This is a genomic window from Methylobacillus gramineus (assembly GCF_020532675.1).
Lineage (GTDB): Bacteria > Pseudomonadota > Gammaproteobacteria > Burkholderiales > Methylophilaceae > Methylobacillus > Methylobacillus gramineus.
In genome coordinates this window covers 359,954-384,620 of record NZ_JAJAVE010000003.1, presented here as the reverse complement: position 1 = coordinate 384,620, position 24,667 = coordinate 359,954, and the positions used below count along the sequence as shown (strand labels likewise).

Annotated in this window: 27 protein-coding genes; 19 read left to right on the top strand and 8 right to left on the bottom strand. The window is 53.6% G+C overall.

All coding sequences use genetic code 11. The features are described from left to right. The first annotated feature begins 18 nt into the window (after positions 1–18). Genes prfA through prmC form a run of 3 tightly spaced genes read left to right on the top strand, consistent with a single transcriptional unit; the run spans position 19 to position 2,426 of the window. On the top strand, positions 19–1,101 hold the full coding sequence (gene prfA / locus LG201_RS12335; RefSeq protein WP_226772503.1) for a peptide chain release factor 1: 1,083 nt from the start codon (positions 19–21) through the stop codon (positions 1,099–1,101). An 18-nt stretch (positions 1,102–1,119) separates the two neighbouring features. Further along, on the top strand, positions 1,120–1,569 hold the full coding sequence (locus tag LG201_RS12330) for a DUF2127 domain-containing protein (RefSeq protein ID WP_226772502.1): 450 nt from the start codon (positions 1,120–1,122) through the stop codon (positions 1,567–1,569). Between the two features lie 2 nt (positions 1,570–1,571). Further along, on the top strand, positions 1,572–2,426 hold the full coding sequence (gene prmC / locus LG201_RS12325) for a peptide chain release factor N(5)-glutamine methyltransferase (RefSeq protein WP_226772501.1): 855 nt from the start codon (positions 1,572–1,574) through the stop codon (positions 2,424–2,426). On the opposite strand, the gene LG201_RS12320 is transcribed toward prmC, so the two are convergent. Continuing rightward, positions 2,423–3,352, bottom strand: a complete 930-nt coding sequence (locus LG201_RS12320) for a DMT family transporter (RefSeq protein WP_226772500.1) — start codon at positions 3,350–3,352, stop codon at positions 2,423–2,425. The two genes, prmC and LG201_RS12320, sit on opposite strands and share 4 nt — an antisense overlap. Positions 3,353–3,594: 242 nt before the next feature. After that, positions 3,595–4,128: a gamma carbonic anhydrase family protein gene (locus tag LG201_RS12315; RefSeq protein WP_226772890.1), complete on the bottom strand. Its 534-nt coding sequence runs from the start codon at positions 4,126–4,128 to the stop codon at positions 3,595–3,597. A 70-nt stretch (positions 4,129–4,198) separates the two neighbouring features. Here LG201_RS12315 and metX point away from each other — a divergent pair, with 70 nt between their 5' ends. Together metX and metW are read left to right on the top strand one after the other, a co-directional pair. Continuing rightward, positions 4,199–5,338, top strand: a complete 1,140-nt coding sequence (gene metX, locus LG201_RS12310) for a homoserine O-succinyltransferase MetX (protein WP_226772499.1) — start codon at positions 4,199–4,201, stop codon at positions 5,336–5,338. Continuing rightward, positions 5,335–5,958 carry a methionine biosynthesis protein MetW gene (gene metW / locus LG201_RS12305; protein WP_226772498.1) on the top strand — a complete coding sequence of 208 codons (624 nt, stop codon included), beginning with the start codon at positions 5,335–5,337 and terminating at the stop codon, positions 5,956–5,958. Before metX ends, metW begins: the two co-directional genes overlap by 4 nt. 2 nt (positions 5,959–5,960) lie before the next feature. Here metW and LG201_RS12300 read toward each other — a convergent pair whose 3' ends face one another. From LG201_RS12300 to LG201_RS12290, 3 genes are read right to left on the bottom strand one after another with little or no spacing between them, the layout of a single operon-like run. Continuing rightward, positions 5,961–6,623: a sulfite exporter TauE/SafE family protein gene (locus LG201_RS12300; protein WP_226772497.1), complete on the bottom strand. Its 663-nt coding sequence runs from the start codon at positions 6,621–6,623 to the stop codon at positions 5,961–5,963. Then, positions 6,616–7,851 (bottom strand): AmpG family muropeptide MFS transporter, encoded by a 1,236-nt coding sequence (locus LG201_RS12295; protein ID WP_226772496.1) that lies wholly within the window; start codon positions 7,849–7,851, stop codon positions 6,616–6,618. Before LG201_RS12295 ends, LG201_RS12300 begins: the two co-directional genes overlap by 8 nt. Continuing rightward, positions 7,852–8,640: an exodeoxyribonuclease III gene (locus LG201_RS12290; RefSeq protein ID WP_226772495.1), complete on the bottom strand. Its 789-nt coding sequence runs from the start codon at positions 8,638–8,640 to the stop codon at positions 7,852–7,854. Positions 8,641–8,664: 24 nt separating this feature from the next. Between LG201_RS12290 and pyrE the strand changes: the two genes are divergently transcribed. The 3 genes from pyrE (at position 8,665) to LG201_RS12275 (ending at position 10,575) form a co-directional block, all read left to right on the top strand. Beyond that, a complete protein-coding gene (gene pyrE, locus LG201_RS12285) occupies positions 8,665–9,303 on the top strand; it encodes an orotate phosphoribosyltransferase (protein WP_226772494.1) in 639 nt (212 codons plus the stop codon). A 19-nt stretch (positions 9,304–9,322) separates the two neighbouring features. After that, complete coding sequence (locus LG201_RS12280) at positions 9,323–9,838, top strand: DNA-deoxyinosine glycosylase (RefSeq protein ID WP_226772493.1); 516 nt, start codon at positions 9,323–9,325, stop codon at positions 9,836–9,838. Positions 9,839–9,924: 86 nt separating this feature from the next. Further along, positions 9,925–10,575 (top strand): DUF4124 domain-containing protein, encoded by a 651-nt coding sequence (locus LG201_RS12275; RefSeq protein WP_226772492.1) that lies wholly within the window; start codon positions 9,925–9,927, stop codon positions 10,573–10,575. Here the strand turns inward: LG201_RS12275 and gatB are convergent. The 3 genes from gatB to gatC are packed head-to-tail and all read right to left on the bottom strand — an operon-like array spanning position 10,572 to position 13,777. Next, on the bottom strand, positions 10,572–12,008 hold the full coding sequence (gene gatB / locus LG201_RS12270) for an Asp-tRNA(Asn)/Glu-tRNA(Gln) amidotransferase subunit GatB (RefSeq protein WP_226772491.1): 1,437 nt from the start codon (positions 12,006–12,008) through the stop codon (positions 10,572–10,574). The genes LG201_RS12275 and gatB overlap by 4 nt on opposite strands. Further along, a complete protein-coding gene (gatA, locus tag LG201_RS12265) occupies positions 12,005–13,477 on the bottom strand; it encodes an Asp-tRNA(Asn)/Glu-tRNA(Gln) amidotransferase subunit GatA (RefSeq protein ID WP_226772490.1) in 1,473 nt (490 codons plus the stop codon). The genes gatB and gatA overlap by 4 nt, the downstream gene beginning before the upstream one ends. A 12-nt stretch (positions 13,478–13,489) precedes the next feature. Continuing rightward, entirely contained in the window at positions 13,490–13,777 is a 288-nt protein-coding gene (gene gatC, locus LG201_RS12260) for an Asp-tRNA(Asn)/Glu-tRNA(Gln) amidotransferase subunit GatC (protein WP_226772489.1), read from the bottom strand. A 120-nt stretch (positions 13,778–13,897) separates the two neighbouring features. On the opposite strand from gatC, the gene LG201_RS12255 reads away from it, so the two are divergent. From LG201_RS12255 to lipA, 11 genes are all read left to right on the top strand, one after another. Continuing rightward, on the top strand, positions 13,898–14,941 hold the full coding sequence (locus tag LG201_RS12255) for a rod shape-determining protein (protein WP_226772488.1): 1,044 nt from the start codon (positions 13,898–13,900) through the stop codon (positions 14,939–14,941). A 123-nt stretch (positions 14,942–15,064) separates the two neighbouring features. Continuing rightward, positions 15,065–16,003 carry a rod shape-determining protein MreC gene (gene mreC, locus LG201_RS12250; protein WP_226772487.1) on the top strand — a complete coding sequence of 313 codons (939 nt, stop codon included), beginning with the start codon at positions 15,065–15,067 and terminating at the stop codon, positions 16,001–16,003. Continuing rightward, positions 15,990–16,469, top strand: a complete 480-nt coding sequence (gene mreD, locus LG201_RS12245) for a rod shape-determining protein MreD (RefSeq protein ID WP_226772486.1) — start codon at positions 15,990–15,992, stop codon at positions 16,467–16,469. Before mreC ends, mreD begins: the two co-directional genes overlap by 14 nt. A 32-nt stretch (positions 16,470–16,501) precedes the next feature. Continuing rightward, entirely contained in the window at positions 16,502–18,436 is a 1,935-nt protein-coding gene (gene mrdA / locus LG201_RS12240; protein ID WP_226772485.1) for a penicillin-binding protein 2, read from the top strand. Next, positions 18,426–19,520: a rod shape-determining protein RodA gene (rodA, locus tag LG201_RS12235; protein WP_226772484.1), complete on the top strand. Its 1,095-nt coding sequence runs from the start codon at positions 18,426–18,428 to the stop codon at positions 19,518–19,520. The genes mrdA and rodA overlap by 11 nt, the downstream gene beginning before the upstream one ends. Positions 19,521–19,569: 49 nt before the next feature. Then, positions 19,570–20,520, top strand: coding sequence for a septal ring lytic transglycosylase RlpA family protein (locus LG201_RS12230; protein WP_226772483.1), 951 nt, complete (start codon positions 19,570–19,572; stop codon positions 20,518–20,520). Positions 20,521–20,637: 117 nt separating this feature from the next. Continuing rightward, a complete protein-coding gene (locus LG201_RS12225; protein WP_404809753.1) occupies positions 20,638–21,735 on the top strand; it encodes a D-alanyl-D-alanine carboxypeptidase family protein in 1,098 nt (365 codons plus the stop codon). A 27-nt stretch (positions 21,736–21,762) separates the two neighbouring features. Next, complete coding sequence (locus tag LG201_RS12220) at positions 21,763–22,638, top strand: D-amino acid aminotransferase (RefSeq protein ID WP_226772481.1); 876 nt, start codon at positions 21,763–21,765, stop codon at positions 22,636–22,638. Continuing rightward, complete coding sequence (locus LG201_RS12215; RefSeq protein ID WP_226772480.1) at positions 22,631–22,900, top strand: HP0495 family protein; 270 nt, start codon at positions 22,631–22,633, stop codon at positions 22,898–22,900. Before LG201_RS12220 ends, LG201_RS12215 begins: the two co-directional genes overlap by 8 nt. A gap of 135 nt (positions 22,901–23,035) precedes the next feature. After that, positions 23,036–23,677, top strand: coding sequence for a lipoyl(octanoyl) transferase LipB (lipB, locus tag LG201_RS12210; RefSeq protein WP_226772479.1), 642 nt, complete (start codon positions 23,036–23,038; stop codon positions 23,675–23,677). After that, the gene (gene lipA / locus LG201_RS12205) at positions 23,674–24,648 is read left to right on the top strand and encodes a lipoyl synthase (RefSeq protein WP_226772478.1); all 975 of its coding nucleotides are present in this window, start codon (positions 23,674–23,676) and stop codon (positions 24,646–24,648) included. The genes lipB and lipA overlap by 4 nt, the downstream gene beginning before the upstream one ends. The last annotated feature ends 19 nt before the right edge of the window (positions 24,649–24,667 follow it).

The window sequence follows — 24,667 nt, the reverse complement described above, 5'->3', positions numbered from 1 at the left end:
TTTTGACGATGTGAAGCAATGAAACCCTCAATGATAAAAAAACTCGCCACCCTGAGCGAGCGCCTAGATGAACTGAACCGCCTGTTAAGCAGCGAAGATGCCACCAGCGACATGGACAACTACCGCAAGATCACGCGTGAGCATGCCGAAATCACCCCCATCGTTGAACAATTCCGCGCCTACGAGCAAGCTGAAGCCGATATCAGGGAAGCCCAGGCCATGCTGGCTGATCCTGAGATGAAGGACTTCGCTCAGGATGAAATCGAGAACGGCAAGGACAAGCTGGAAGTCATTGCCGCAGAACTGCAAAGGCTGCTACTACCCAAAGATCCCAATGATGAACGCAACATCTTCCTGGAAATCCGCGCAGGTACCGGTGGTGACGAATCTGCGCTGTTTGCTGGCGACCTGTTCCGTATGTACTCCCGTTTTGCAGAACGTCAGCGCTGGAGAGTGGAAGTCGTATCCGCCAGTGAGTCCGACATCGGCGGATACAAGGAAATTATTGCCAAGATCGAAGGCTTTGGGGCGTATTCCAAGCTCAAGTTCGAGTCCGGTGGCCATCGAGTACAACGCGTTCCTGACACAGAAACCCAGGGCCGCATTCATACTTCCGCCTGTACAGTTGCCATCCTGCCCGAAGTCGACGAAATCAGCGATATCACGATCAATCCGGCAGATATCCGCCTCGACACTTTCCGTGCATCAGGGGCCGGCGGTCAGCACATTAACAAGACCGACTCGGCTGTGCGTATCACCCACTTCCCAACTGGCATCGTGGTGGAGTGTCAGGATGGCCGCAGCCAACACGCCAACAAGGCACAAGCCATGCAAGTGCTGGTAGCGCGCATCAAGGCCAAACAGGTCAATGAGCAACAAAGCAAGATAGCCAGTGAACGCCGCAGCCTGATTGGCTCCGGTGATCGCTCCGAGCGCATCCGCACCTATAACTATCCACAGGGCCGAATTACTGACCACCGCATCAATCTGACCCTATACAAGATTGATGCCATCACCGAAGGTGACATGGACGAGCTGATCAACACCCTCGCCTCAGAACATCAGGCAGATCTGCTTGCCACGCTGGGTGAAGACAACTAAATCACTTCACGGATGCGCATGAACAGCAGACAAACCAGCCTGCGCAGCATTGCCCTGCTGGAAGCAGCAAAGGGCCTGCTGGTCCTCACTGCTGCCCTTGCCCTGTTCCGGCACCTGAGTGCACACTGGCAAACCAATGTCGAAGCCCTCATCGCCCACTTTCACCTCAACCCTGCCAGCAAGTATCCACGCATACTGCTGGGACTCAGCACTAAGCTCACTGAGCCGCGCGTGCTTGCGCTTGCATTTGGCGCCCTGTTCTACTCCACCATTCGACTGCTGGAAGCCTACGGGCTATGGAAAAACAAATCCTGGGCACTGGTCTTGGGCATGGCCAGTGCAGGCTTGTATCTGCCGGTTGAGATACTGGAAATGATAGATCACTTCAGCTGGCTTGCGGTCGGCGTGTTCTGTTCCAATCTTGTGATCATCACCATCCTCTGGTGCCACCATCGCGGGACAGCATAAGCATGGCAAAAATACGTAATCTCGCCGCCTGCGCACTCAATCGTTTACAGGAAACATCAGAACTGGAGCTGCCCGAAGCACGTATTGAGGTGCGTACCCTGCTGCGCCATGCATTGGGTGACGTATCCTCCGCATGGCTGATTGCGCATGGTGAGGACGCTATAGAAGACGATATGCGCCAGCGTTTTGAATCTTTGCTGGCGCGCCGTATGCAAGGTGAGCCCGTCGCCCACATCCTGGGCCAGCGTGAATTTTACGGACGTGATTTTACAGTCACGCCAGATACGCTGATTCCCCGCCCGGATACTGAAACCCTGGTCGAAGCCGCATTAGAAAAAATTCCGCAGGCAAAAGAATTTCAGGTGCTGGACTTGGGCACCGGCAGTGGTGCCATTGCCATCAGCATTGCGCTAGAGCGACCCCATGCGAACGTCATTGCCGTTGATCGCTCTCTTCCCGCACTGACCTTGGCCCACCACAATGGCACCCGACTCCAGGCTCATAACCTCAGCTTTGTAGAAAGCGACTGGTTTTCAGCGCTGGACCATCAATCATTTGACCTGATCGTCAGCAACCCACCTTATATTGAGCAGGATGATATCCATCTGCAACAGGGCGACCTGCGCTTTGAGCCATATTCTGCGCTAGCTTCCGGTGCCGATGGGCTGGACGATATACGCCAGATATCAGCCTCCGCCCATCAACATCTCCAGCCGCAAGGATGGCTGATGCTGGAACACGGCTACAATCAGGCTAGCCAAGTCACAGAGATATTGCAGCAGCACCAATACCAGCACATAGAGACTATCGCCGATCTGGCTGGCCATGGTCGTGTCACCATCGGCCAAAAACGCTAGTTCTTTTGCTGGCGCAAGCTGATCATCAACACTCCGGCCAAGACCAGCACTGAGCCAGCAAACTGAATAAGTGACAAGGTTTCACCAAGAAACCAGTACGCCAGATAAATAGTCGCTACCGGGCCAATAGCGCCAATCAGCGAGGTTTGCATGGAACCTATCCTGCGCATGGCGGCTGCTAGTGCAAAAGCAGGTAGCACCGTTGAAAACAGCGCCATCGCCAGGCTTAACCCATATACGCGGCCGGACTGCACCATCAAGCCATCCAGAGAGTGGGTCAGCACAAACTGCAGCAAGGCCGCCAGGCAAGCCACGGTCATGGCATAGGCGGTGAATCGCATCGCACCTATCCTGGCAATCGTATGTCCAGCCCCCACAAGATAGACCGCATACGCCAATGCACTTGCAAACACCAGGGAACTGCCCATGAGCACTCCATCCTCTGGCTGCACGTTAAAATCATGTAGAAACACCAGCACAATCCCCGCATAACTCAATAACAGCGCCAATATCACGGTTCTGCCTATGCGCTGCCGGAACACCATGGCGGAAATCAACACCACCATGGTCGGATACAGAAACAGGATGAGCCGCTCAAGACCGGCGCTGATATATTGCAAGCCGAGAAAGTCCAGGAAACTGGCAAGATAATAACCAATAAATCCCAGCACCAGCACCGCCAGCCAATCCCTTTGCTGCATGGGTACCCGCTGACTATTGCGGCTTCCAAACCAGATAGCCAGCACAAAAAAAGGCACAGCAAAAGCCATGCGCAATGCCAGCAAGGTAATGGCATCCACGCTTTCCAGATAGGCCAGCTTGACGAAAATAGCCTTGGCAGAAAATCCGATGGCAGACAGCAATGCGAACATGACGCCATAGACATGTTGGCGCGTAAAGGAAAAACCAGAGAAAAATTGATTCATTGTGAACTTTGATAAGGACTTAAAAAGAGGCCTTATCAGGATGGCAAGCATTCGAGACAAGGCCCGCGCTGCCAGAAGAAACTTCAGACGAGCAAGGGTCGCACTGTGGCAGGTCGCCACAGTCGTTTGCTTGGTAGATTATTCCTGATATTCATGTCTTCAACTTTACGTGATAGAGCCAATAGTGTCTATCCTCAATATGCTTATGCGCCTGCGCAGGCATAGACAACGCCCTCTGGATTTCAGCCCAGATAATGACTCTTCAAGCGCATATAGTGATTGGCTGAATAGATAAAGTGGGCAATTTCCTGCTCGGTCAGTGCGCGCACCTTGCGGGCCGGGCTACCCAGATATAGATGACCACTTTCCAGCACCTTGCCTTCAGGTACCAGACTGCCAGCTCCCAGCAACACATGCTTCTGCACCACCACTTTATCCATGACGATGCTGCCCATACCGATCAGGCACTCATCCTCAAGGGTGCATCCGTGCAGTATGACCTTGTGTCCCACTGTGACGTGATTGCCGATCAATAAGGGGCAACCCTGTGGCTCCCAGCTGGACCGATGACTGACATGCAGGATGGAACCATCCTGGATATTGCTGCCATGCCCAATCCGGATATGATTCACATCGCCACGTATCACGGTCGCAGGCCAGATTGAGGCATCATCACCCAGCACTACATCGCCAATTACCGTGGCAGAGGGATGAATGTAAACCCCTTCCCCCACGCTCGGAGCAATGCCCTGGTAGGCAGCCAGATTACCCGTCATATTGCTCTCCATCCATGCAGTCTGTTGAGAAGAATTATCGCCTTGCATCAGGCATAGTATAATCGCCCCCATGCAAGATTCTCCATCCGTAGGCTTAGTTGCCCCGCAAACTGCGCACTTCAAAGACCCTTTGACGCTCAAGAGCGGCGAGATATTGCCGCAATTCGATATCGTCTATGAAACCTACGGGACATTGAACAGCAGCAAATCCAACGCTGTGCTGATTTGCCATGCCCTGTCTGGCAACCATCATGCTGCCGGCAAACATGCCGACACAGACAAGCATCCGGGCTGGTGGGATAACCTCATCGGTCCCGGAAAACCACTGGATACCAACCGCTTTTTTGTCATCGCCCTGAACAATCTGGGCGGTTGCCATGGCAGCACCGGCCCCGCGAGCATCAACCCGGCAACAGGCAAACCCTGGGGCTCCAAGTTTCCCATGTTAACGGTAGAAGACTGGGTGGCCTCACAGGCAGGCCTTGCCGACCATCTCGGTATCGAGCAATTGGCTGCCGTGGTGGGGGGTAGCCTGGGTGGCATGCAAGCCTTGCAATGGACACTGGCTTATCCGGACCGCGTACGTCATGCCCTGGTGATTGCTTCCGCTCCCAACCTGACAGCACAGAATCTGGCGTTCAACGAGGTCGCCCGCCAGGCCATCATGACGGATCCTGAATTTTATGATGGTGACTATTACGAAAAAGAAACCGTACCGCGCCGAGGCTTGCGTATTGCCCGCATGCTGGGCCATATCACCTACCTTTCAGATGATGCCATGGGCGCAAAATTTGGCCGCAAGCTGCGAGACGGTAATTTCAAATACAACTTTGACGTCGAATTTGAAATGGAGTCCTATCTACGCTATCAGGGTGACAAATTTGCTACAGCTTTCGATGCCAACAGTTACTTGCGCATGACCAAGGCACTGGACTACTTTGATCCGGCATTTACCTATCACGGCGATCTTTCGCTGGCACTCGCCAAGGCAAAAGCCAAATTCCTGGTGGTGTCCTTCACCAGCGACTGGCGCTTTTCACCCGCACGTTCCAAGGAAATCGTCAAAGCTCTGCTGGATAACGAGCTATCCGTCAGCTATGCCGAGGTCACGGCGGCCCATGGCCATGATGCTTTTCTGATGCCGGATGCTCATTATCACCAGATACTGCGCGCCTATATCAACAACATCAGTACCGGAGCTAGCGCATGAGCACAAAATTTGCACGGGCCGCAGAACAGCGCCATGATTTTGCTTTAATTGCAAATTGGATACAACCCAAGTCCAAGGTACTTGATTTAGGTTGCGGCGACGGTGCCTTACTTGGCTACCTGCGTGACAAGCTAGAAATCAAAGCCTATGGCGTGGAAAATGATGATACCAATCTGCTGGACTGCATCAGCAATGGCATCAGTGTGATCCAGATGGACCTGGAGGCTGGACTGGCAGGATTCGACTCCCTGTCTTTCGACTACGTCATCCTGTCGCAAACCTTGCAAGCCATGGTTAACACCGAGGGCGTATTGCGCGAAATGCTGCGCGTTGGTAAACAGGGCATCATCACCTTCCCGAATTTTGGCTACTGGCGCCACCGCATCCAGTTGATGGCAGGCCACATGCCGGTCTCAGACCGCCTGCCCCATCAATGGTACAACACCCCCAACCTGCATCTATGCACCATAGACGACTTTGAGTCACTATGCGACAAGATGGGCATACGCATCACTGACCGCATCATCATCAACGAAGGCAATACGGTCAACTTCATGCCCAACCTGCTGGGCAGCCTCGCCATTTATCGCTTTGAACAGGCCTGGCCGATTACCTACTGAACTCAATAAAGCTGTAACAGGCCGATCAAGCCAAATAACACTACTACTACTCCACTTACACGGCGTATCCAGATATTCTGCAAAAACTGTTTAAGCCTGAGTGCTGCCAAACCCATCACCAACAACGTTGGCAAAGTACCCAGACCAAACGCCAGCATGAGCAAACCACCATGCAGAGGATCGGCTGTCGCAATCGCAGCGACCAATACGCTGTAAACCAGGCCGCAGGGCAACCAGCCCCAAATCGCTCCGAGCATCAACGCCTGCGGTAAGGATCGCACTGGCAACCAATTCTTGCCCAGCGGTTGTAGCATTTTCCAAAACCTGCTGCCCAGGCGCTCCAGATAGACCACGCCGTGCCAGATTCCCGCCAGATACAAGCCCAGGACAATCAGCATGATATTCGCCACGGCATAGAGGATTTTTTCAATGGGGATCACTTGCTGCAGGAAAAAGCTGGTGGCACCCAGTGCACCAGCTACCACCCCCGCCAAGGTATAACTGCCAATACGTCCCAGGTTATATCCCAACAGCAGTGATAGTCTGGGTTTGCTGCCTGGCATGCTCAGGCTAACTGCCCCGACGATACCTCCACACATTCCCGCACAATGGCCACCACCGAGCAAGCCAACCAGAAAGGCCGCCACTAGGCTTAGCTCAGGCATTGCGTTCCCAGCCACGGAAGCGGCGTATCATGAACAAGCCAGGGATGGCCAGCACCGTGCACAGGATAAAAAAGGTAGACCAGCCCATTTGCCCCACCATCCAGCCAGTCGGGGTAGACAGAATCACGCGCGGCACTCCCATCAGGCTGGAAAGCAATGCATATTGGGTGGCGGTGAAGCGACGATCCGTCATTGCCCCCATGAAGCCGACAAACGCCGCCGTCCCCAGGCCACCAGTAAAGTTTTCCACCGCAATCACGCCCGTCAGCATCGGCAGGTTATAGCCAATATTCGCCAGCAAGACAAAACCAAATGTGGACGCCATTTGCAGAAAGCCAAAGATCCAGAGCGAACGATACAGTCCTATCCGCAAGATCCAGATGCCGCCCAATGTGCCACCAATCAGCGTGGCCCAGAAACCAAACAGTTTGGCGATGGCCCCGATCTCACTCTTGCTAAAACCAAGATCCAGGTAAAACGGCACATTGATGGCCGAGGCCAATGTATCCCCCAGCTTGTAAAGCAAAATAAAGGTCAGGATGGAAATGGCCTCTGGCCGCTTGAAAAACTCGATAAATGGCTCGATCACAGCCTGCTGCAAGGTACGAGGACTGCCTCTTGCTTCAACAGGCTCAGGTGAAAATAGGGTAACCAGGATACTGATACCCATGAACATCGCCATCAGCTGGTACATCTGCGGAAATGAAAACAGGTCTGCGAGAATGAGGCCACCGCCGCCTGCCAGCAACATGCCTACCCGGTAGCCATTGACGAACATGGCAGCACCCAGGCCCAACTCCTGGTCGGTCAAGCTTTCACGGCGATAGGCATCCACCACAATATCTTGCGAAGCAGAGAAAAATGTCACCAATAGCGCGGCCAAAGCAACACCCCACAAATTACTCGCAGGATCACTGATACTAAGACCTAGCAGCGCCAGCACCAGTGCCACCTGACTCATTGCCAGCCAACCACGTCGCCTGCCAAGCAAAGGGAAGGTGTACCGATCAAACAATGGTGCCCATAAGAACTTCAGCGTGTAAGGCAGGCCAATCAAGGCGGCAGCCCCGATCAGGGTGAGATCGGCACCGGAATCCTTGAGCCAGGCTTGCAAGGTAGACCCGGTGAGCAATAGAGGCAGTCCTGAAGAAAATCCCATCATCAGGGCCACCAGCATGCGGCCGCTTACAATCGCCTTGAGGGTTTCCACCCAGCCCTGCTTTATCATTTATAGATCCTGCTGTGTAGATTGGTAATCTACGGTCAATGGCGCATGATCGCTAAAGCGCTCATCCTTATAGATCGTGGCTGCCACGGCCTGCGATGCAAAACCAGGGGTGGCAATCTGGTAATCAATCCGCCAGCCCACGTTCTTGGCCCAAGCCTGGCCGCGATTGCTCCACCAAGTGTAACAGGCATCCGTGGTATCAGGATGCAGCAAGCGATACACGTCGACCCAGCCGACACGGCCAAATAAATCAGTCAACCAGGCACGCTCTTCTGGCAGAAAACCAGAGTTCTTGCGATTGCCTTTATAGTTCTTCAGATCCGCCTCCTGGTGCGCAATATTCCAGTCTCCGCAAATCACTACTTCACGCCCATCCCGGATCAACGATTCCAGATGCGGCATAAATCTTTCCATAACGCTGAACTTGAATGCCTGGCGCTCTTCACCACTTGAGCCTGAAGGCAGATAAAGCGAGACCACGCTAAGATTGCCAAAACGCGCTTCGAGGTAACGTCCTTCGCTGTCGATATCCACAATCCCCAAGCCAACAATCACGGCATCTGCCTTTTGACGCGAATAAATACCGACGCCGCTGTAGCCTTTCTTCTCGGCATAATGAAAGTAGCCGTAATAGCCTTCTGGCTGCAGCATTTCGGCGGTCATGTCTGCTTCCTGGGCTTTCAATTCCTGCATACAGACAATATCGGCTTCCTGTTTCTGCAGCCAGGGATAGAAGCCCTTATTGCTTGCAGAGCGGATGCCATTCAAATTCGCGGATATAATACGCAACACATTTACCTTTCTTTTCTCGCCATGTCAGATTCCACGCAAGATTTTATCCAATTCGCCATCCAAAAACAGGTATTACGTTTTGGTGAGTTCAAAACCAAGGCAGGTCGCCTCAGCCCATATTTCTTTAATGCCGGCTTATTCTACGATGGTGAAAGCCTGATGAAGCTGGGTGAGTTCTATGCTGCCGCCATTATCCGCTCTGGCGTGCAATTTGACATGTTATTTGGTCCTGCCTACAAAGGTATCACCTTGGCAGCCAGCATTGTGATTGCCTTGGCCAGGCAGGGTCACAACATTCCATTTGCCTTCAATCGCAAGGAAGCCAAGGATCACGGCGAGGGTGGCACCATCGTCGGCGCACCGCTGCAAGGCCGGGTGCTCATCGTGGATGATGTCATTTCCGCCGGTACCTCAGTGCGTGAATCCGTCAACCTGATCAAAGCTAGTGGCGCTACCCCCTGCGGTGTCGCAATTGCCCTGGATAGGCAAGAGCGCGGCCTCGGGGCACTGTCTGCAGTGCAGGAAGTGCAGGAGCAACACCAGCTTCCAGTGGTCAGTATCGCCAACCTTCATGATCTGATCCAATTCCTGGAAAACAGCGCGGAGCTGGCCGAGTTCAAGCCAGCTATCGCGGCTTATCGCGCCAGTTACGGCGTTTAAATAAACACATTCAGATGGCATGGCAATAGTTCACAGCTTTACGCCGGTAGCAGATCCAGGCTGCCGGGTGCTCATTCTGGGCTCAATGCCAGGCAAGCTTTCACTCGAACAGCAGCAGTATTACGCACATCCGCAAAACCTGTTCTGGCCCTTTATGGGAGAGCTGTTTGGCATCCTCCCATCCCTGCCTTATGAACAAAGACGCTCGCAATTAATCATGCATCAAGTTGCGGTGTGGGATGTTTTACAGGAATGTTTTCGCAGTAGTAGTCTGGATGGGGATATTGAAGAGGCAAGTATTATCGCCAATGATTTCACGCTGTTTTTCAGCGCCCATCCCAATCTCCAATATGTATTTTTCAATGGCAGCAAGGCAGAACAGGCTTATCAACGCCATGTTCTAAAAAAACAACGTATCCCTGCCACCTTGCAATATAAAAAACTACCTTCGACCAGCCCTGCCAACGCCTCGATTCCGCGCGCGATCAAACTGGCACAATGGCAGGCCGTGCGCCAAGCAGTAGACAGCCTGTGAAAACGGCTTGCAGCCTTGGGGCGAGTTGGCGCAGAATTCGTAAAAAAATGTTAACAATACATCGAATGACCGCTACGGGAGAAGTCATGCATCGTTCGCTCCACCTATTCACTCTTGCCTTCGCGCTGGCCATCACCAGCAGCCTCTTATGCGCGGCTGAAAACAAGCCCGCTGGCAAGATCATCAAGTGGGTAGATGAAAATGGCGTCACGCATTATGGCGATACCATTCCACCGCAATATGCAGGCAAACCCAGCACCAATATCAATTCACGGGGCATGCCACAACGTGAGCAGGCAGACAAGTCCACCAATAACGAGCTACCCGCCAACAAGGAAACCGAACAAAGTCGTCGGGACCGCACCCTTCAGTCTGTCTATTCATCTGAACAGGAAATCGATCTCGCACGTGACCGCAATCTACAAATGGACCAAGTCATGCTGGAAGGTCTGGAGCAAAGGAAACTCGGTGCCACCACCCGCCTGCAAGGACTCAAGCAATCAGCAGCCGATCTGGGTAAGCGCAACAAACCAGTGTCTGCCGATCTGAACAAGGATATCAAGGATGCTACCCTGGAGATCGGCAAGATTGATGAGCAGATGGTGGAAAGAAAACAGCACATGGACGCCACCCGTCAGCGTTTTGACAATGACAGGCGACGTTTTACCGAGCTGAAAACCGGGGTACCGGCTGGCGCAGAGAGCCCCAGTCAGCAACACCCGCAAAAAACCAACTAGCTTCCCAGCTTGCGCTTGAGAATCTCGTTGACCTGGGCTGGATTGGCTTTGCCCTTGGAAGCCTTCATGGCCTGGCCCACCAACGCATTGAAAGCTTTTTCCTTACCCGCCTTGAATTCCTCAACCATGGCCGGATTAGCTGCCAGCACTTCATCAACAATGGTCTCGATCGCCCCGCTGTCGGTGACCTGCTTCAGGCCCTTCTTGTCGATAATCTGGTCCGCAGTTCCTTCCCCGGCCCACATCGCCTCAAATACTTCCTTGGCCATCTTGCTGGAAATGGTGTTATCGGCAATGCGCTTGATTAAACCGGCAAGCAATTCAGGTGATACTGGCGAGTCAGCAATATTCTTGTCTTCTTCATTCAACTTGGCACTGACACCCCCCATCACCCAGTTTGCCGCCAGCTTGGCTTCTCCACCAAAAGCCTGCAAAGTGGCAGTGAAGTAATCAGCCACATTGCGTGAAGCCGTAAGCGCAGAGGCATCATAAGCAGACAAGCTGTAAGCCTCTTCAAAGCGAGACTTCATCGCGGCTGGAAGTTCAGGCATTTCGCTTCTGATCGATTCAATTTCTTCTGCTGAAATGGCCAGCGGCAACAAATCCGGATCAGGGAAGTAGCGGTAATCATTGGCCTCTTCCTTGCTCCGCATGGCACGGGTCTCACCCGTATCGGGGTTGAACAGCACCGTAGCCTGCTCTATCTTGCCGCCATCTTCCAGTGTTTCTATCTGCCAGCGAGTTTCATACTCAATCGCCTGCTGCATAAAGCGGAAGGAGTTGAGGTTCTTGATTTCGCGACGCGTACCCAGCTTCTCATCACCCTTGCGCCGCACGGACACATTGACGTCACAGCGGAAGCTGCCTTCCTGCATGTTACCGTCACAGATATTGATCCATTGCACCAGATCATGCAGTTTGCGCGCATAGGCCACAGCCTCTGCAGCAGAGCGCATGTCTGGTTCGGTCACGATTTCCAGCAAAGGCGTACCGGCACGGTTCAAGTCGATGCCTGATTGGCCAGGACTAGCGCCATGCATAGACTTGCCTGCATCTTCCTCAAGGTGCGCACGGGTAATGCGTATGGTTTTTTCCTGCTCCCCCACCTGGATGGTGAGAGCACCCTTGCCCACCACCGGCAGCTCGTATTGGCTGATCTGGTAGCCCTTGGGCAAATCAGGATAAAAATAATTCTTGCGCGCAAACACCGAACGCGAGGCAATTTCAGCATCCACCGCCAAGCCAAAACGGATGGCACAACGCACGGCTTCCTTGTTCAGCACAGGCAACACACCCGGCATAGCAATATCCACCACATTCGCCTGGGTGTTTGGCTCTGCACCAAAGGCAATACTGCTGCCAGAGAAAATCTTGGATTTAGTGTTGAGCTGGGTATGGGTTTCCAGCCCGATGACGACTTCCCAATCGCTCATGATGTAACTCCTTCAGGCATGCGGGTATGCCAATCAGTGACCTGTTGATAGGCATGCCCGGCATTGAGCATGCGTGCTTCATCAAAATAATTGCCTATGATCTGCAAGCCCACCGGCAACTCTTTGCCATCGTCGGCAGGAGCAAATCCAGCGGGGATGCTCATGCCGGGCAAACCTGCCAGATTAACGGCAATGGTGTAGATATCCTGCAAATACATGGCAACCGGATCATCGGCTTTTTCACCTGCCTTGAAAGCGGTGGAAGGTGCGGTAGGGCCGAGGATGATGTCGCACTGCTCGAAAGCACGCTCAAAATCCTGTGCAATCAGACGACGGATCTGCTGTGCCTTGAGGTAATAAGCATCATAGTAACCAGCGCTCAAGACATAAGTGCCAATCAGGATACGGCGTTTCACTTCAGCGCCAAAACCTTCAGCACGGCTCTTGCAATACATCTCCATCAGATCGTCATACTCTGCAGCACGATGACCAAAACGCACACCGTCATAGCGTGAGAGGTTGCTGGATGCTTCAGCTGGTGCCAGCACGTAGTAGACCGGGATGGAAAGCATGGTGTTGGGCAGGCTGATATCGACGATTTCAGCACCCAATTGACGATATTCGTCTATGGCTGCTTCAATCACCTTGGCAACGCCTGCTTCCAGGCCTTCGGCAAAATATTCTTTTGGCAAGCCAACCCTGAGGCCAGCCAATGGCTTGCCCAGATCGCGCGCGTAGTCCTCTTTCTCACGGTTGAGACTGGTGGAGTCACGTTCGTCAAAGCCCGTCATCACATTCATCATCAGCGCCATGTCTTCACAGGACTTGGCCATGGGGCCTGCCTGGTCCAGGCTGGATGCAAAGGCAATCATGCCATAGCGTGAAGCAAGGCCATAGGTAGGCTTGAGGCCAGACAAACCACAGAGGGAAGCAGGCTGACGGATGGACCCACCAGTATCGGTACCAGTGGCCGCCGCACAGAGGCGCGCCGCCACCGCAGCAGCACTGCCACCGGAGCTGCCACCCGGCACACGACTACGATCCCAGGGATTCTGCACCTTGCCGTAATAAGATGTCTCATTGGAAGAACCCATGGCAAACTCATCCATATTGGTCTTGCCCAGATTGACTGAACCTACTGCATTGAAACGTTCAATAACACCCGCGTCATAAGGCGCGATGAAATTCTCCAGCATTTTGGAGCCACAGGTAGTCTGCCAGCCCTTGGCACAGAAAATATCTTTCTGCGCAATCGGAATGCCCGTCAGCGCAGAAGCCTTGCCCTGCGCCAGCATCTGGTCGGCGGCAGTAGCCTGTGCCAGGGTTTTCTCCTGATCCAGTGCAATATAGGCATTGATCTCAGGATTGTAGCGATCGATGCGGTTTAAATATTCCTGCGTCAGTTCAACGCTGGAAATATCCTTGCTGGCAAGCATGGCGGCCAGCTGTTTGAGGCTTTTATTTATCATGATCCAGGGAAACTATTCGATAACTTTGGGAACAAGGTAGAGACCATTTTCCACTGCCGGGGCAATGGACTGCAGCAGCTCGCGCTGGTTTGATTCGGTCACCACATCGGTACGCAGGCGTTGTGTAACATCCTGCGAATGCGACATGGGGGCAATACCGGTGGTGTCTACAGCCTGCATCTGCTCGATCAGACCGAGAATGCCGGAAAGCTTTTGCAAGGTCTGTTCGGCTTCAGCCTCGCTGACTGCGATGCGTGCCAGATGGGCAATCCGTTTCACGTCAGTTGTACTCAGTGACATTTATCAATCCAAATCTTAAATTTCTATGAGATATCGGGTATTATAACTTGATTTTACGCACATCTTCAGCCGCGAACTCATGCCTGCATGACCTGCGGCAGCTCGCTCAGGATACAAACAATGTTCGGTCTTTTAAATAGTTATTTTTCCAACGATCTTGCCATCGACCTTGGCACCGCAAACACCCTCATCTATGTCCGTGGCAAGGGTATTGTCCTAGACGAGCCATCTGTAGTTGCAATCCGCCAGGAAGGCGGCCCCACAGGCAAGAAAACCCTGCTGGCAGTTGGCCTTGAAGCCAAGCGCATGCTGGGCCGCGCACCAGCTAACATCACGGCAATCCGCCCGATGAAGGACGGCGTGATTGCTGACTTCACGATCACCGAGCAGATGCTCAAGTATTTTATCCGCAAGATTCACGAATCTCGCTTGTTCAGCCCCAACCCTCGCATCATCATCTGTGTCCCGGTAGGTTCTACTCAAGTGGAACGCCGTGCGATCAAGGAATCTGCCGAGATGGCGGGTGCAAGACAGGTTTACCTGATTGAAGAACCAATGGCAGCCGCAATTGGCGCCAACCTCCCGGTTGCAGAGGCCACCGGCTCCATGGTGGTCGATATTGGTGGCGGCACCACAGAAGTAGGCGTGATCTCCCTGGGCGGTATCGTCTATGCCAAGTCAGAGCGCGTAGGTGGCGACAAATTTGACCAGGCCATTATCGACTATATCCGCCGTAACTACGGCATGCAGATTTCCGAGCCCACTGCTGAGTTGATCAAGAAACAGATCGGCTCCGCATTCCCAGGTTCAGAAGTCCTGGAAATGGAAGTCACCGGCCGTAATCTGGCTGAAGGCCTGCCACGCAAATTCACCATCTCCAGCAATGAAATTCTCGAAGCACTGACAGAGCCGCTGAATGCTATCGTCGGGGCAGTGAAGTCTGCACTGGAACAAACTCCCCCTGAGCTAGGTGCCGATATTGCCGAAAAAGGCATGGTACTGACTGGCGGCGGCGCATTGCTACGTGATCTTGATCGCTTGCTACTGGAAGAAACCGGTCTGCCTGTGATCGTGGCTGAAGACCCATTGAGCTGTGTTGCGAGAGGCTGTGGTCGCGCGCTGGAAGAAATGGACAAACTGGGCAATGTGTTTGCCTACGAATAAACACAGACACAATTGCTTTAACACAGGCCATGTCACAATGGCCTGTTTTTTATCGGCCGGTTTTTTCATTATCCCAATGGCCACTAGCGAATTGACCGACACACGCGGCAGGAAAAGCGCCTGATGGCACGCGCCTTAGAACATCAACACCATAGTGGATTTTTCATCCGTGGCCCGAGTGCCACTGCTCGGCTGTTTTTCTTTGCCGTACTGTCACTCGTGCTGATCGCCACCGATGCCAGGCTGCATTACCTGGTGGAAGTACGTCAAGGTTTCATCGCGCTGCTACACCCATTGCAAGTGATTGCCAATGCGCCGCTGAGCCTCGCCGAGAATACCGGTGAGTACCTGCACACCCAATCCACGGTAGTGAAGGAAAATATCCAGCTAAAAACACAATCCCTGGAACACGCTGCCGAATTGCAACGTTTTCGGGCACTGGAAACAGAAAATGAGCGTTTGCGCAACTTGCTAGGGGCAGCCCAGAGCTCTAACCAACCGGCACGGCTGGCAGAAATACTGCACATGGGGCGCGACCCTTTTTCGCACAAGGTCGTGGTCAATTTAGGCACGCGCCAAGGCATTATCGCCGGTCAGGCTGCGATTGATGAAACAGGGGTGGTTGGCCAGGTCACTCGCGTCTATCCATTCAGCAGCGAAGTCACGCTGGTCACCGACAAAGATCTGGCGGTACCCGTACAGGTCGAACGCAACGGCCTGCGTGCGATTGCCTTTGGTCAAGGCCGAGACTCCACCATGATGCTGCCATCGTTACCTGCCAATGTAGATATTCGCAAGGGCGACAAACTGATTACCTCAGGAATTGATGGCGTATATCCGCCTGGCCTGGCAGTCGCAGAGGTCGTGTTGATGGATACGACACCTGACTCCCCGTTTGCCCATATCGTGTGTAAACCGCTGGCAGGCATAGAAAAGCACAGGCAGTTGCTGCTGGTCAGCATCCCCAAGACTGAACGTCCGCTCAGCAATAACGCTATGGAAAGTCCAGCAGCCACTCGTACCAAGAAAGTCGCCCCGGCGAAGCGTCATGCGAACCAATAGCCTGAAACCTGTTTATTTCTCCCTCGGAGTCGCATTGCTGCTGCAGATGCTGCCATGGTCTGGGGTAGGCCTGGTGATACGGCCAGAGTTCATTCTCCTAACCTTGCTCTACTGGGCATTACGCGCACCGCATTTATGTAATATTGGTACTGCTTGGTTTGCTGGACTGGTGGTAGACCTGATTACGGGCGGACTGTTTGGTCAATATGCGCTGGCATTCGCCTTGACCGCATTTTTTGCCGTGTCCTACCAACGGCGTCTGGCACTGTTCAATATATGGCAGCAGGCAGGCTACGTTTTCCTGCTGCTGGTCTTCACCCAGATCATCGTGTTGATCCTCAAGTTGTTCTCTGGTGGCGAGATTCCGGGCTGGGAATATTTCTTTCCCAGCATCAGCGGCATCCTGCTGTGGCAGTTTGTCATTTTCTCGCGCATCAATATTGATGGCCGCTCCAATAAAGCCTGAGACTGGCAGTCAGCCGAGATAACCCGCCAGTGATGAACCCGCGCTCAGAACTCAAGAACTACAAAAAAGAACAGTACGACTTTCGTATCCGACTGGCGACTGGTGCCGCTCTGGTCTTGGTCTGCTTTGGCATCCTGGCCAGTCGCTTCGTGTTCCTGCAGTTCTCGAAGTACGACTACTTCCAGACCATGGCGGAGAACAACCGCATCTCGCTGGTGCCTATTGTGCCCAATCGCGGCCTGATCATGGATCGCAACGGCGTGGTGTTGGCCCAGAATTCCTTTGTCTACACACTGGAAATAACCCCGGCCAAAGTGGAACACAATGTCGAGGAAACCATTGATGAGCTGGCCAAGCTGATCGAGGTGAGCAATATAGACCGCAAGCGTTTCAAGAAATTACGCTCGCAGACTCACAGCTTTGAGAGCGTGCCTATCCGCATCCACCTGAACGAGGAAGAGGCCGCCAAAATCGCGGTCAACCGCTATCGTTTCCCTGGGGTGGAAATCCACTCGCGCCTGTTTCGCCAATACCCGCAAGGAGAACTAGGCTCTCACCTGGTGGGCTATATCGGGCGTATCAATGACCGCGATCTGGAGCAGTTGAAAGAGTCGGGCGATCTTTCCAATTACAAAGGCTCAGACCATATTGGCAAAAGCGGACTGGAACAATATTATGAGTCACAGTTACACGGCATCACCGGCTTCCAGCAGGTGGAAATTGATGCTGGCGGCCACGCTGTCCGCGTGCTATCGAGCACCCCCCCGACTCCGGGCAATAACCTGATTCTCTCCATAGACAGCAAGCTGCAACATATAGCCGAAGAGGCCTTTGGCAATTACCGCGGCGCGCTGGTCGCGATTGAGCCCAGCACGGGAGAGGTGCTGGCTTACGTCAGCAAACCTAATTTCGACCCCAACTTGTTTGTTGATGGCATAGACAGCGAAAGCTGGAAAGAACTGAATGAATCACTGGACAAGCCCTTGATCAATCGCCCGCTGCGGGGCATTTATCCACCCGGCTCCACTTTCAAGCCTTTTGTTGCGCTGGCAGGACTGGAAGCAGGCAAGCGCGCGCCCCCTTTCAGCATCAGCGATCCCGGTTATTTCACCCTACCCGGCAATACACATCGCTACCGTGACTGGAAAGCAGGCGGGCATGGCATGGTGGATATTCGCCGAGCGATTGCGGTCTCCTGTGATACCTTCTTCTATGGCCTGGCAGTTGAGCTTGGTATTGAAAAACTGGCGGCCTTTGTGCGTCATTTCGGCTTTGGCAAACCCTCAGGCATAGACCTTAAAGGCGAAATGGGTGGCTTGCTGCCCACTCCGGAATGGAAAGGGCGCCGTTTCAAGCAGAAGTGGTATCCCGGGGAAACCGTGATTGTCGGTATCGGCCAGGGCTACACGCTGGTCACCCCTATGCAGCTGGCGCAAGCCACGGCCATTCTTGCCAACAATGGCAAAGCCATGCGGCCCCATCTGGTGAGCAGCATTCAGGAAAACAAGGGCGGCCGCATACACGCGGTGCCGCTGGTCGTCGCTGACCAGATCGCGCTTAACCCAAAGAACGTGGAGCTGGTCAAACAAGGCATGATGGATGTCACGCTACCAGGCGGCACGGCAGCACGACTGGGAGCAGATGCTGAATACCTGATGGCGTCCAAGACCGGAACAGCACAAGTGATCGGCATCAAGCAGAACGAGAAATACAACGAAAGCAAGGTTGCTGAACGCCACCTGGATCATGCCTTGTTTATTACCTACGCGCCCGCTGAAGACCCCAAGATAGCGATTGCGGTCATCGTGGAAAACGGCAAGCATGGTGGCTCTACCGCAGGCCCGATCGCCCGCCGCGTCATGGATTATTACTTGCTGGGCAAGGAACCCAAACCCACGCAACCACCCATCGAAGCGCCCAGCGCTGAGAGCCCACAGACTACGGAAGAACATGTCCATGTTGAATAAGCTGCTCAAGCGTGTCGTCCGGCATATCGATGGCTTCCTGATGGGCAGCCTCATCGTGACCATTCTGGTGGCCCTGTGTGTGCTTTACAGCGCTTCCGGGCAAAGCATGGACAAGATTATCTCCCAACTCATCAACATCACGGTTGCCCTGAGCCTGATGTGGCTAGCCGCCAATGTACCGCCCAAACACCTGGAGCGCATTGCATTACCCGCCTATATCATAGGTGTGCTGTTACTGGTTGGTGTAGCGCTGTTTGGTGAAATCAGCCATGGCGCACGTCGCTGGCTGCATATCGGCGTGGCCAAGATCCAGCCTTCCGAATTGCTGAAAATTGCCATGCCCATGTTACTGGCATGGTACTTCTCACGCCGTGACTCCATGCCTGCCATGAAGGACCACCTGATAGGCGCCATATTACTGGCAGTCCCGGTCGGGCTTATCATGAAGCAACCAGACCTTGGGACCTCACTCATGATTTGCGCATCCGGTTTTTATGTATTGTTCCTGGCAGGCCTGAGCTGGCGCCTTCTTATTGGCGCTGCGGTCAGTTTTGGCGTGATGGCGCCCATACTCTGGAGCATGCTGCATGATTATCAGCGCAAGCGGATTGAAATCCTGTTTGACCCCTACCAAGATCCGCTTGGCGCAGGCTACCACACCATACAGGCCAGCATTGCATTAGGCTCTGGCGGGCTGGCGGGCAAAGGCTGGCTCAATGGCACACAATCCCAACTGGACTTTCTGCCTGAGCGTACCACCGACTTCATCTTTGCCGTGTTCGGCGAGGAGTTCGGCTTGCTCGGCAATCTGTTGCTGCTGATGCTATTCACCCTCATCATTGCGCGTGGGCTGGTGATTGCCGCGCAGGCACAAAACACCTTCAGTCGCCTGCTGGCTGGCAGCATCACACTGACTTTCTTTACCTATGTGTTTGTTAACATAGGCATGGTCAGCGGCATTTTGCCGGTGGTAGGTGTTCCATTACCCCTGATCAGCTACGGCGGCACCTCATTGGTGACCCTGTTGGTGGGATTTGGTATTTTGATGAGTATTCACACCCACAAGAAACTCGTCACCTCATGACATGAAAGGAGAAACGCAAAATGCGCTTTCTGCATTTTGCATCACATCCATGAATTCAGCTCGTTACGTTTTACCCGCTATCCTGAGTGTGCTACTGGTCGCCTGTGGCGGCGGCACGGCTGTCAAACCTGAAACTGGCAAGGCGCAACCCCCCAGTACCCAGAAAGCCCCTTCAAAAAAAGGAGGCTATTATCTGGATGACGGTCCGGGCGATAACCCGCCTGGCGATATCGACAACATTCCTGATGCAGTGCCACGCGCAGAAACACCTTTGCCCCGTGCCAACCGGCCTTACAGCGCACTAGGCCACCGCTACACCCCCATGACCGAGCACAGCCCATACAAACAACGCGGCGTGGCTTCCTGGTATGGCAAGCGTTATCACGGGCAAAAAACCTCCAGCGGTGAAATTTACGACATGTATGGCATGACAGGCGCGCATACCATATTGCCTCTCCCTAGCTATGTCCGCGTCACCAACCCTGAAAATGGTCGCTCCGTGGTCGTCCGCATCAATGACCGCGGCCCATTTCACGACGACAGACTGATTGATCTCTCTTATGCCGCCGCTTACAAACTACGCCTGATAGAGAAAGGCAGCGGCATTGTGGATGTTGAAGCCCTGGATGCCAACGGCAAGGTGATACCGCTGCCGCAAAGTGCACCACCTGCACAGCAGAGTGCCAAGCCATTGCCTGCACCTCCTGCAGAGCGCAATGCGCCCACCAGCACCAACGCCATGAACGAACCCGCTGTCAACCAGGCAGTGTCTGGCGATTATGTTCAAGTGGGAGCCTTCTCCCTCAAGGCCAATGGCGATCGCCTGGTGGAAACGCTGCAACAGCAAAAGCTGGCAGACAACGTTCAGGTTGAGAATTGGTATAATGCCGGAACTTATCGCGTGCGCCTGGGGCCATATAGCAGCCGTCAGCAGGCCGAAGCCGCTGCGGCAAAAATCAAGCAGGCACTGAATACCAATGCCATTGTGATCCGGCAATAACGTGTATGTTGATGAACAACACCCCCTCCTTAAGTTTGAGTAAAAGAAGATATGTCTGACCTATTTAATTGCTATGCCAGGCCCGTGACGGCCCTGATTTCCTCCGCTATTTTCAGCATGGTATCGCTGAGCGTTCAAGCCGCGGATATTCCACCGCCACCAGCCCTCGCCGTCAAGTCTTACCAGCTCTACGACTTCAACAGTGACCGTGTCATTGCCGAACAAGATGGTAGCTCCCGGGTAGAGCCAGCCTCACTGACAAAAATCATGACGGCCTACCTCGCATTCAAGGCATTGAAGAATGGCCATCTGTCCCCCACGCAAACCCTGCCGGTCAGCGTCAAGGCCTGGAAAGTGGAAGGCTCAAAGATGTTTATCGAGCCCAATAAGCCGGTGACCGTGGATGAACTGCTGCATGGCACCATTATTCAATCAGGCAATGATTCATCGATTGCACTGGCTGAAGGCATTGCTGGCTCTGAAGAAGGCTTTGCCGACCTCATGAACAAGGAAGCTGCAAGACTGGGCATGCGTGATACGCATTACGTCAACTCCACCGGTCTGCCAGACCCCCAACACTACACCACGGCACATGATCTGGCCTTGCTGGCAACGGCACTGATCCGCGATTACCCGGACCAGTACAAACGCCTCTATTCCATGAAGGAATACACCTATAACAAGATCAGCCAGCCTAATCGCAACCGCTTGCTGTGGTTGGATCCATACGTTGACGGCATGAAAACCGGCCATACCAAGTCCGCTGGCTATTGCCTGGTGACCTCCGCCAAGCGCGGTGATACCCGCCTGGTCTCTGTGGTACTGGGCGCGCCTTCCGACTCTGCCCGTGCCACCGAGAGTCAAAAACTGCTCAATTACGGCTTCCAGTTCTATGAATCCAAACTGGTTTACAAACGCGGTACCGTGGTGAGCACGCTTAAAGTCTGGAAAGGCGCAGAAAATACGGTGGTCGCCACCGTGGCGAAGGATGTATCCATCACCCTGCCTAAAGGCGAATATGCCCGTGTAAAAGCCAAGGTCACCAGCCAGCAACCGCTGGTTGCACCTATCAGTGCTGGGCAGCAAGTAGGCAAGATCGAATTCACCCTGGATGACAAAGTGATTGCTGAACAGAAGCTGGTTGCTGCCAAGGGAGTGGAAGTTGCAGGTATCTTTGGTCGCATGCTGGATAGCATTAAATTGCTGTTTGAATAATCCAATGGCTAAGGACAGCAGGCAGGGATGAGCCAGACCGTTTACCTGAACGGCACATTCCTGCCTCTAGACCAAGCCACGATCCCGGTATTGGATCGTGGCTTTATCTTTGGTGACGGTGTGTATGAGGTCATCCCGGTATATTCCGGCCAGCCATTCCGCCTGGATGAACACTTGCAGCGCCTGCAACAAAGCTTGCAGGCTGTGCGCATTCGCAACCCGTTACTCCTGGAACAATGGCACGAAATCACACTCAGCATCGTCAAGGCCAATGCAGAATTGACGGACCAATCCCTCTATCTGCATATCACGCGTGGCGTCGCACCGCGTGATCAGGCATTTCCGCCTGCAGAGCTTGCTCCTACGGTGTTGGTGATGAGCCTGCCACTGGAGACTCCAGCAAAATCCCTGGTAGCACAAGGTGTAGAGGCCATCAGTGCACTTGATATCCGCTGGGACAGGTGCCATATAAAAGCCATATCGCTGCTGGCCAATGTTTTACTCAAGCAGCAAGCCGTGGATGCGGGTGTGGCTGAGACCATCATGTTCCGTGAGGGCATGCTGACAGAAGGCACCAGCAGCAATATTTTCGCTGTGGAACAGGGCGTGCTGCTGGCACCGCCGAAAGATCAGCACATGTTGCCAGGCATTACCTACGATGTGGTGCTGGAACTGGCTGCGACCAACGGCATCGAGGTCAGCATAGGCCCGGTCAGCGAAGCACGAATACGTACTGCAGATGAATTATGGATGACATCATCCACCAAGGAAGTACTTGCCATCATCAGCCTGGATAACCAGCCGATTGGCACCGGACAGCCGGGCCCGCTATTCAAGCGAATGTACACGCTGTACCAGAATTTCAAGAACACAGTAATGAGACAACAGGTGCCCCATGGCTGAAGACATAGAAACACTTTTAGAATTCCCCTGCGACTTTCCGATCAAGATCATGGGCGAAACTCATGATGAATTCGCCAACATCATATTGGTACTGATCCAGCAGCATCTGCCGGCTTTCGACGCCAGCCGCATCGACATGCGCACCAGCAGTGGTGGCAAGTATGTCAGCCTCACCTGCACGGTTGAAGTGCACTCCAAGCCACAACTGGATGATATTTATCGCACGCTGACCTCGCATCCCAAGGTTAAATACGTCCTCTAACCATGCTATCCCGTGCGCTCGCCAATGCATTATTGATAGATCGACTTGCCGCCATGATTGAGCATTCTCCTAGTCATGGCACACCCATAGCCTCTGTCATAAATGCATGTAGGTACGCTGGATAGAACCTCATCCATGTCCCCATCCTTGATCATTCGCCATCTAGGGCGCTCGGATTATGCTGCCACCTGGCATGCCATGCAGGCATTCACCGCCAGCCGTCACGGCCAAACACCGGATGAGATTTGGCTGACAGAGCACGCACCGGTCTATACGCTAGGCCTGAACCGCAAGGATGTGCGGCTGCCCACCCGCAGTGACATCCCACTCGTTCCAGTGGATCGCGGTGGCAAGATCACGTATCACGGCCCCGGCCAAGTCGTGATCTACCTGCTGATAGATCTCAAGCGTCAAGGCATCAATGTACGACAGCTGGTCAGTGCCATGGAAAATGCAATCATTGCATTGCTGGCTGAAGAAGGCGTCATAGCCTTGGCCCGTGCGGATGCACCTGGCGTTTATGTACAAGGCGCCAAGATTGCATCACTGGGCTTACGTTTGAAGAACCAGTGCAGTTACCACGGCCTGGCGCTCAATATCGACATGGATATCACACCTTTCCTCGCAATTGACCCTTGCGGATATCAAGGACTGCAAGTCACCCAGACCATCAATCTGGGCCTGCGGTTAACACTGGCTAGCGCAGGTGAGCGCCTGCTTGAGAAATTGTCACAGCAGTTAGGCTATACTGACTGCTTGCACGAGAAGAATTTATGACAGAAACAGCCGATAGAATTGCCCCCGCCCGCAAGGTAGCCGGAGTCAAGGAAACTAGCGCCGAAAAAATGGCGCGCATCCCGATCAAGATTATTCCTATGCCTGCCATGCGCAAGCCGGAATGGATACGTATGAAGGTGCCCGATAGCGCGCGCTTTCAGGAGATCAAGCAAATTCTCCGCAACAATAACCTGCACACGGTATGTGAAGAAGCCTCCTGCCCCAATATTGGGGAATGTTTTAGCGGTGGCACTGCCACATTCATGATCCTGGGTGACATCTGCACCCGTCGCTGCCCGTTCTGTGATGTCTCTCACGGCAAACCCCTGGCACCAGATGTGAACGAGCCAGAAAACCTGGGCCGCACCATTGCCCAGATGCGACTCAAATATGTAGTGATTACCAGTGTAGACCGGGATGACCTGCGGGATGGTGGTGCCCAGCATTTTGTCGATTGTATTGCATCAGTGCGCACTCACTCGCCCACTATCAAGGTAGAGATTCTGGTGCCGGATTTCCGTGGTCGCCTGGATAGAGCCATAGAAATTCTCACCGCAGCGCCTCCTGATGTGATGAATCACAACCTGGAAACTGTGCCACGCCTGTATAAGGAAGCGCGTCCCGGCTCTGACTATCAGAACTCGTTGACCCTGCTCAAGGAATTCGGTGCCATGCATCCTGATGTTCCCACCAAGTCCGGCCTCATGCTGGGCCTGGGGGAAACCGATGAAGAAATCCTCGAAGTCATGCAGGACTTACGCAGGCACAATGTCACCATGCTGACCCTGGGCCAGTATTTACAGCCCAGCCCTCATCATTTACCGGTCAAGCGCTTCGTCACGCCTGCGGTATTTGCCGAGTTTGAAAAACAAGCACTGGCCATGGGCTTTACCCATGCAGCATGCGGCCCCATGGTACGCTCTTCCTATCATGCCGATAACCAGGCACAACAAGCGGGGATCAAGCTCTGACCGCCTGACCGCGGCTAAC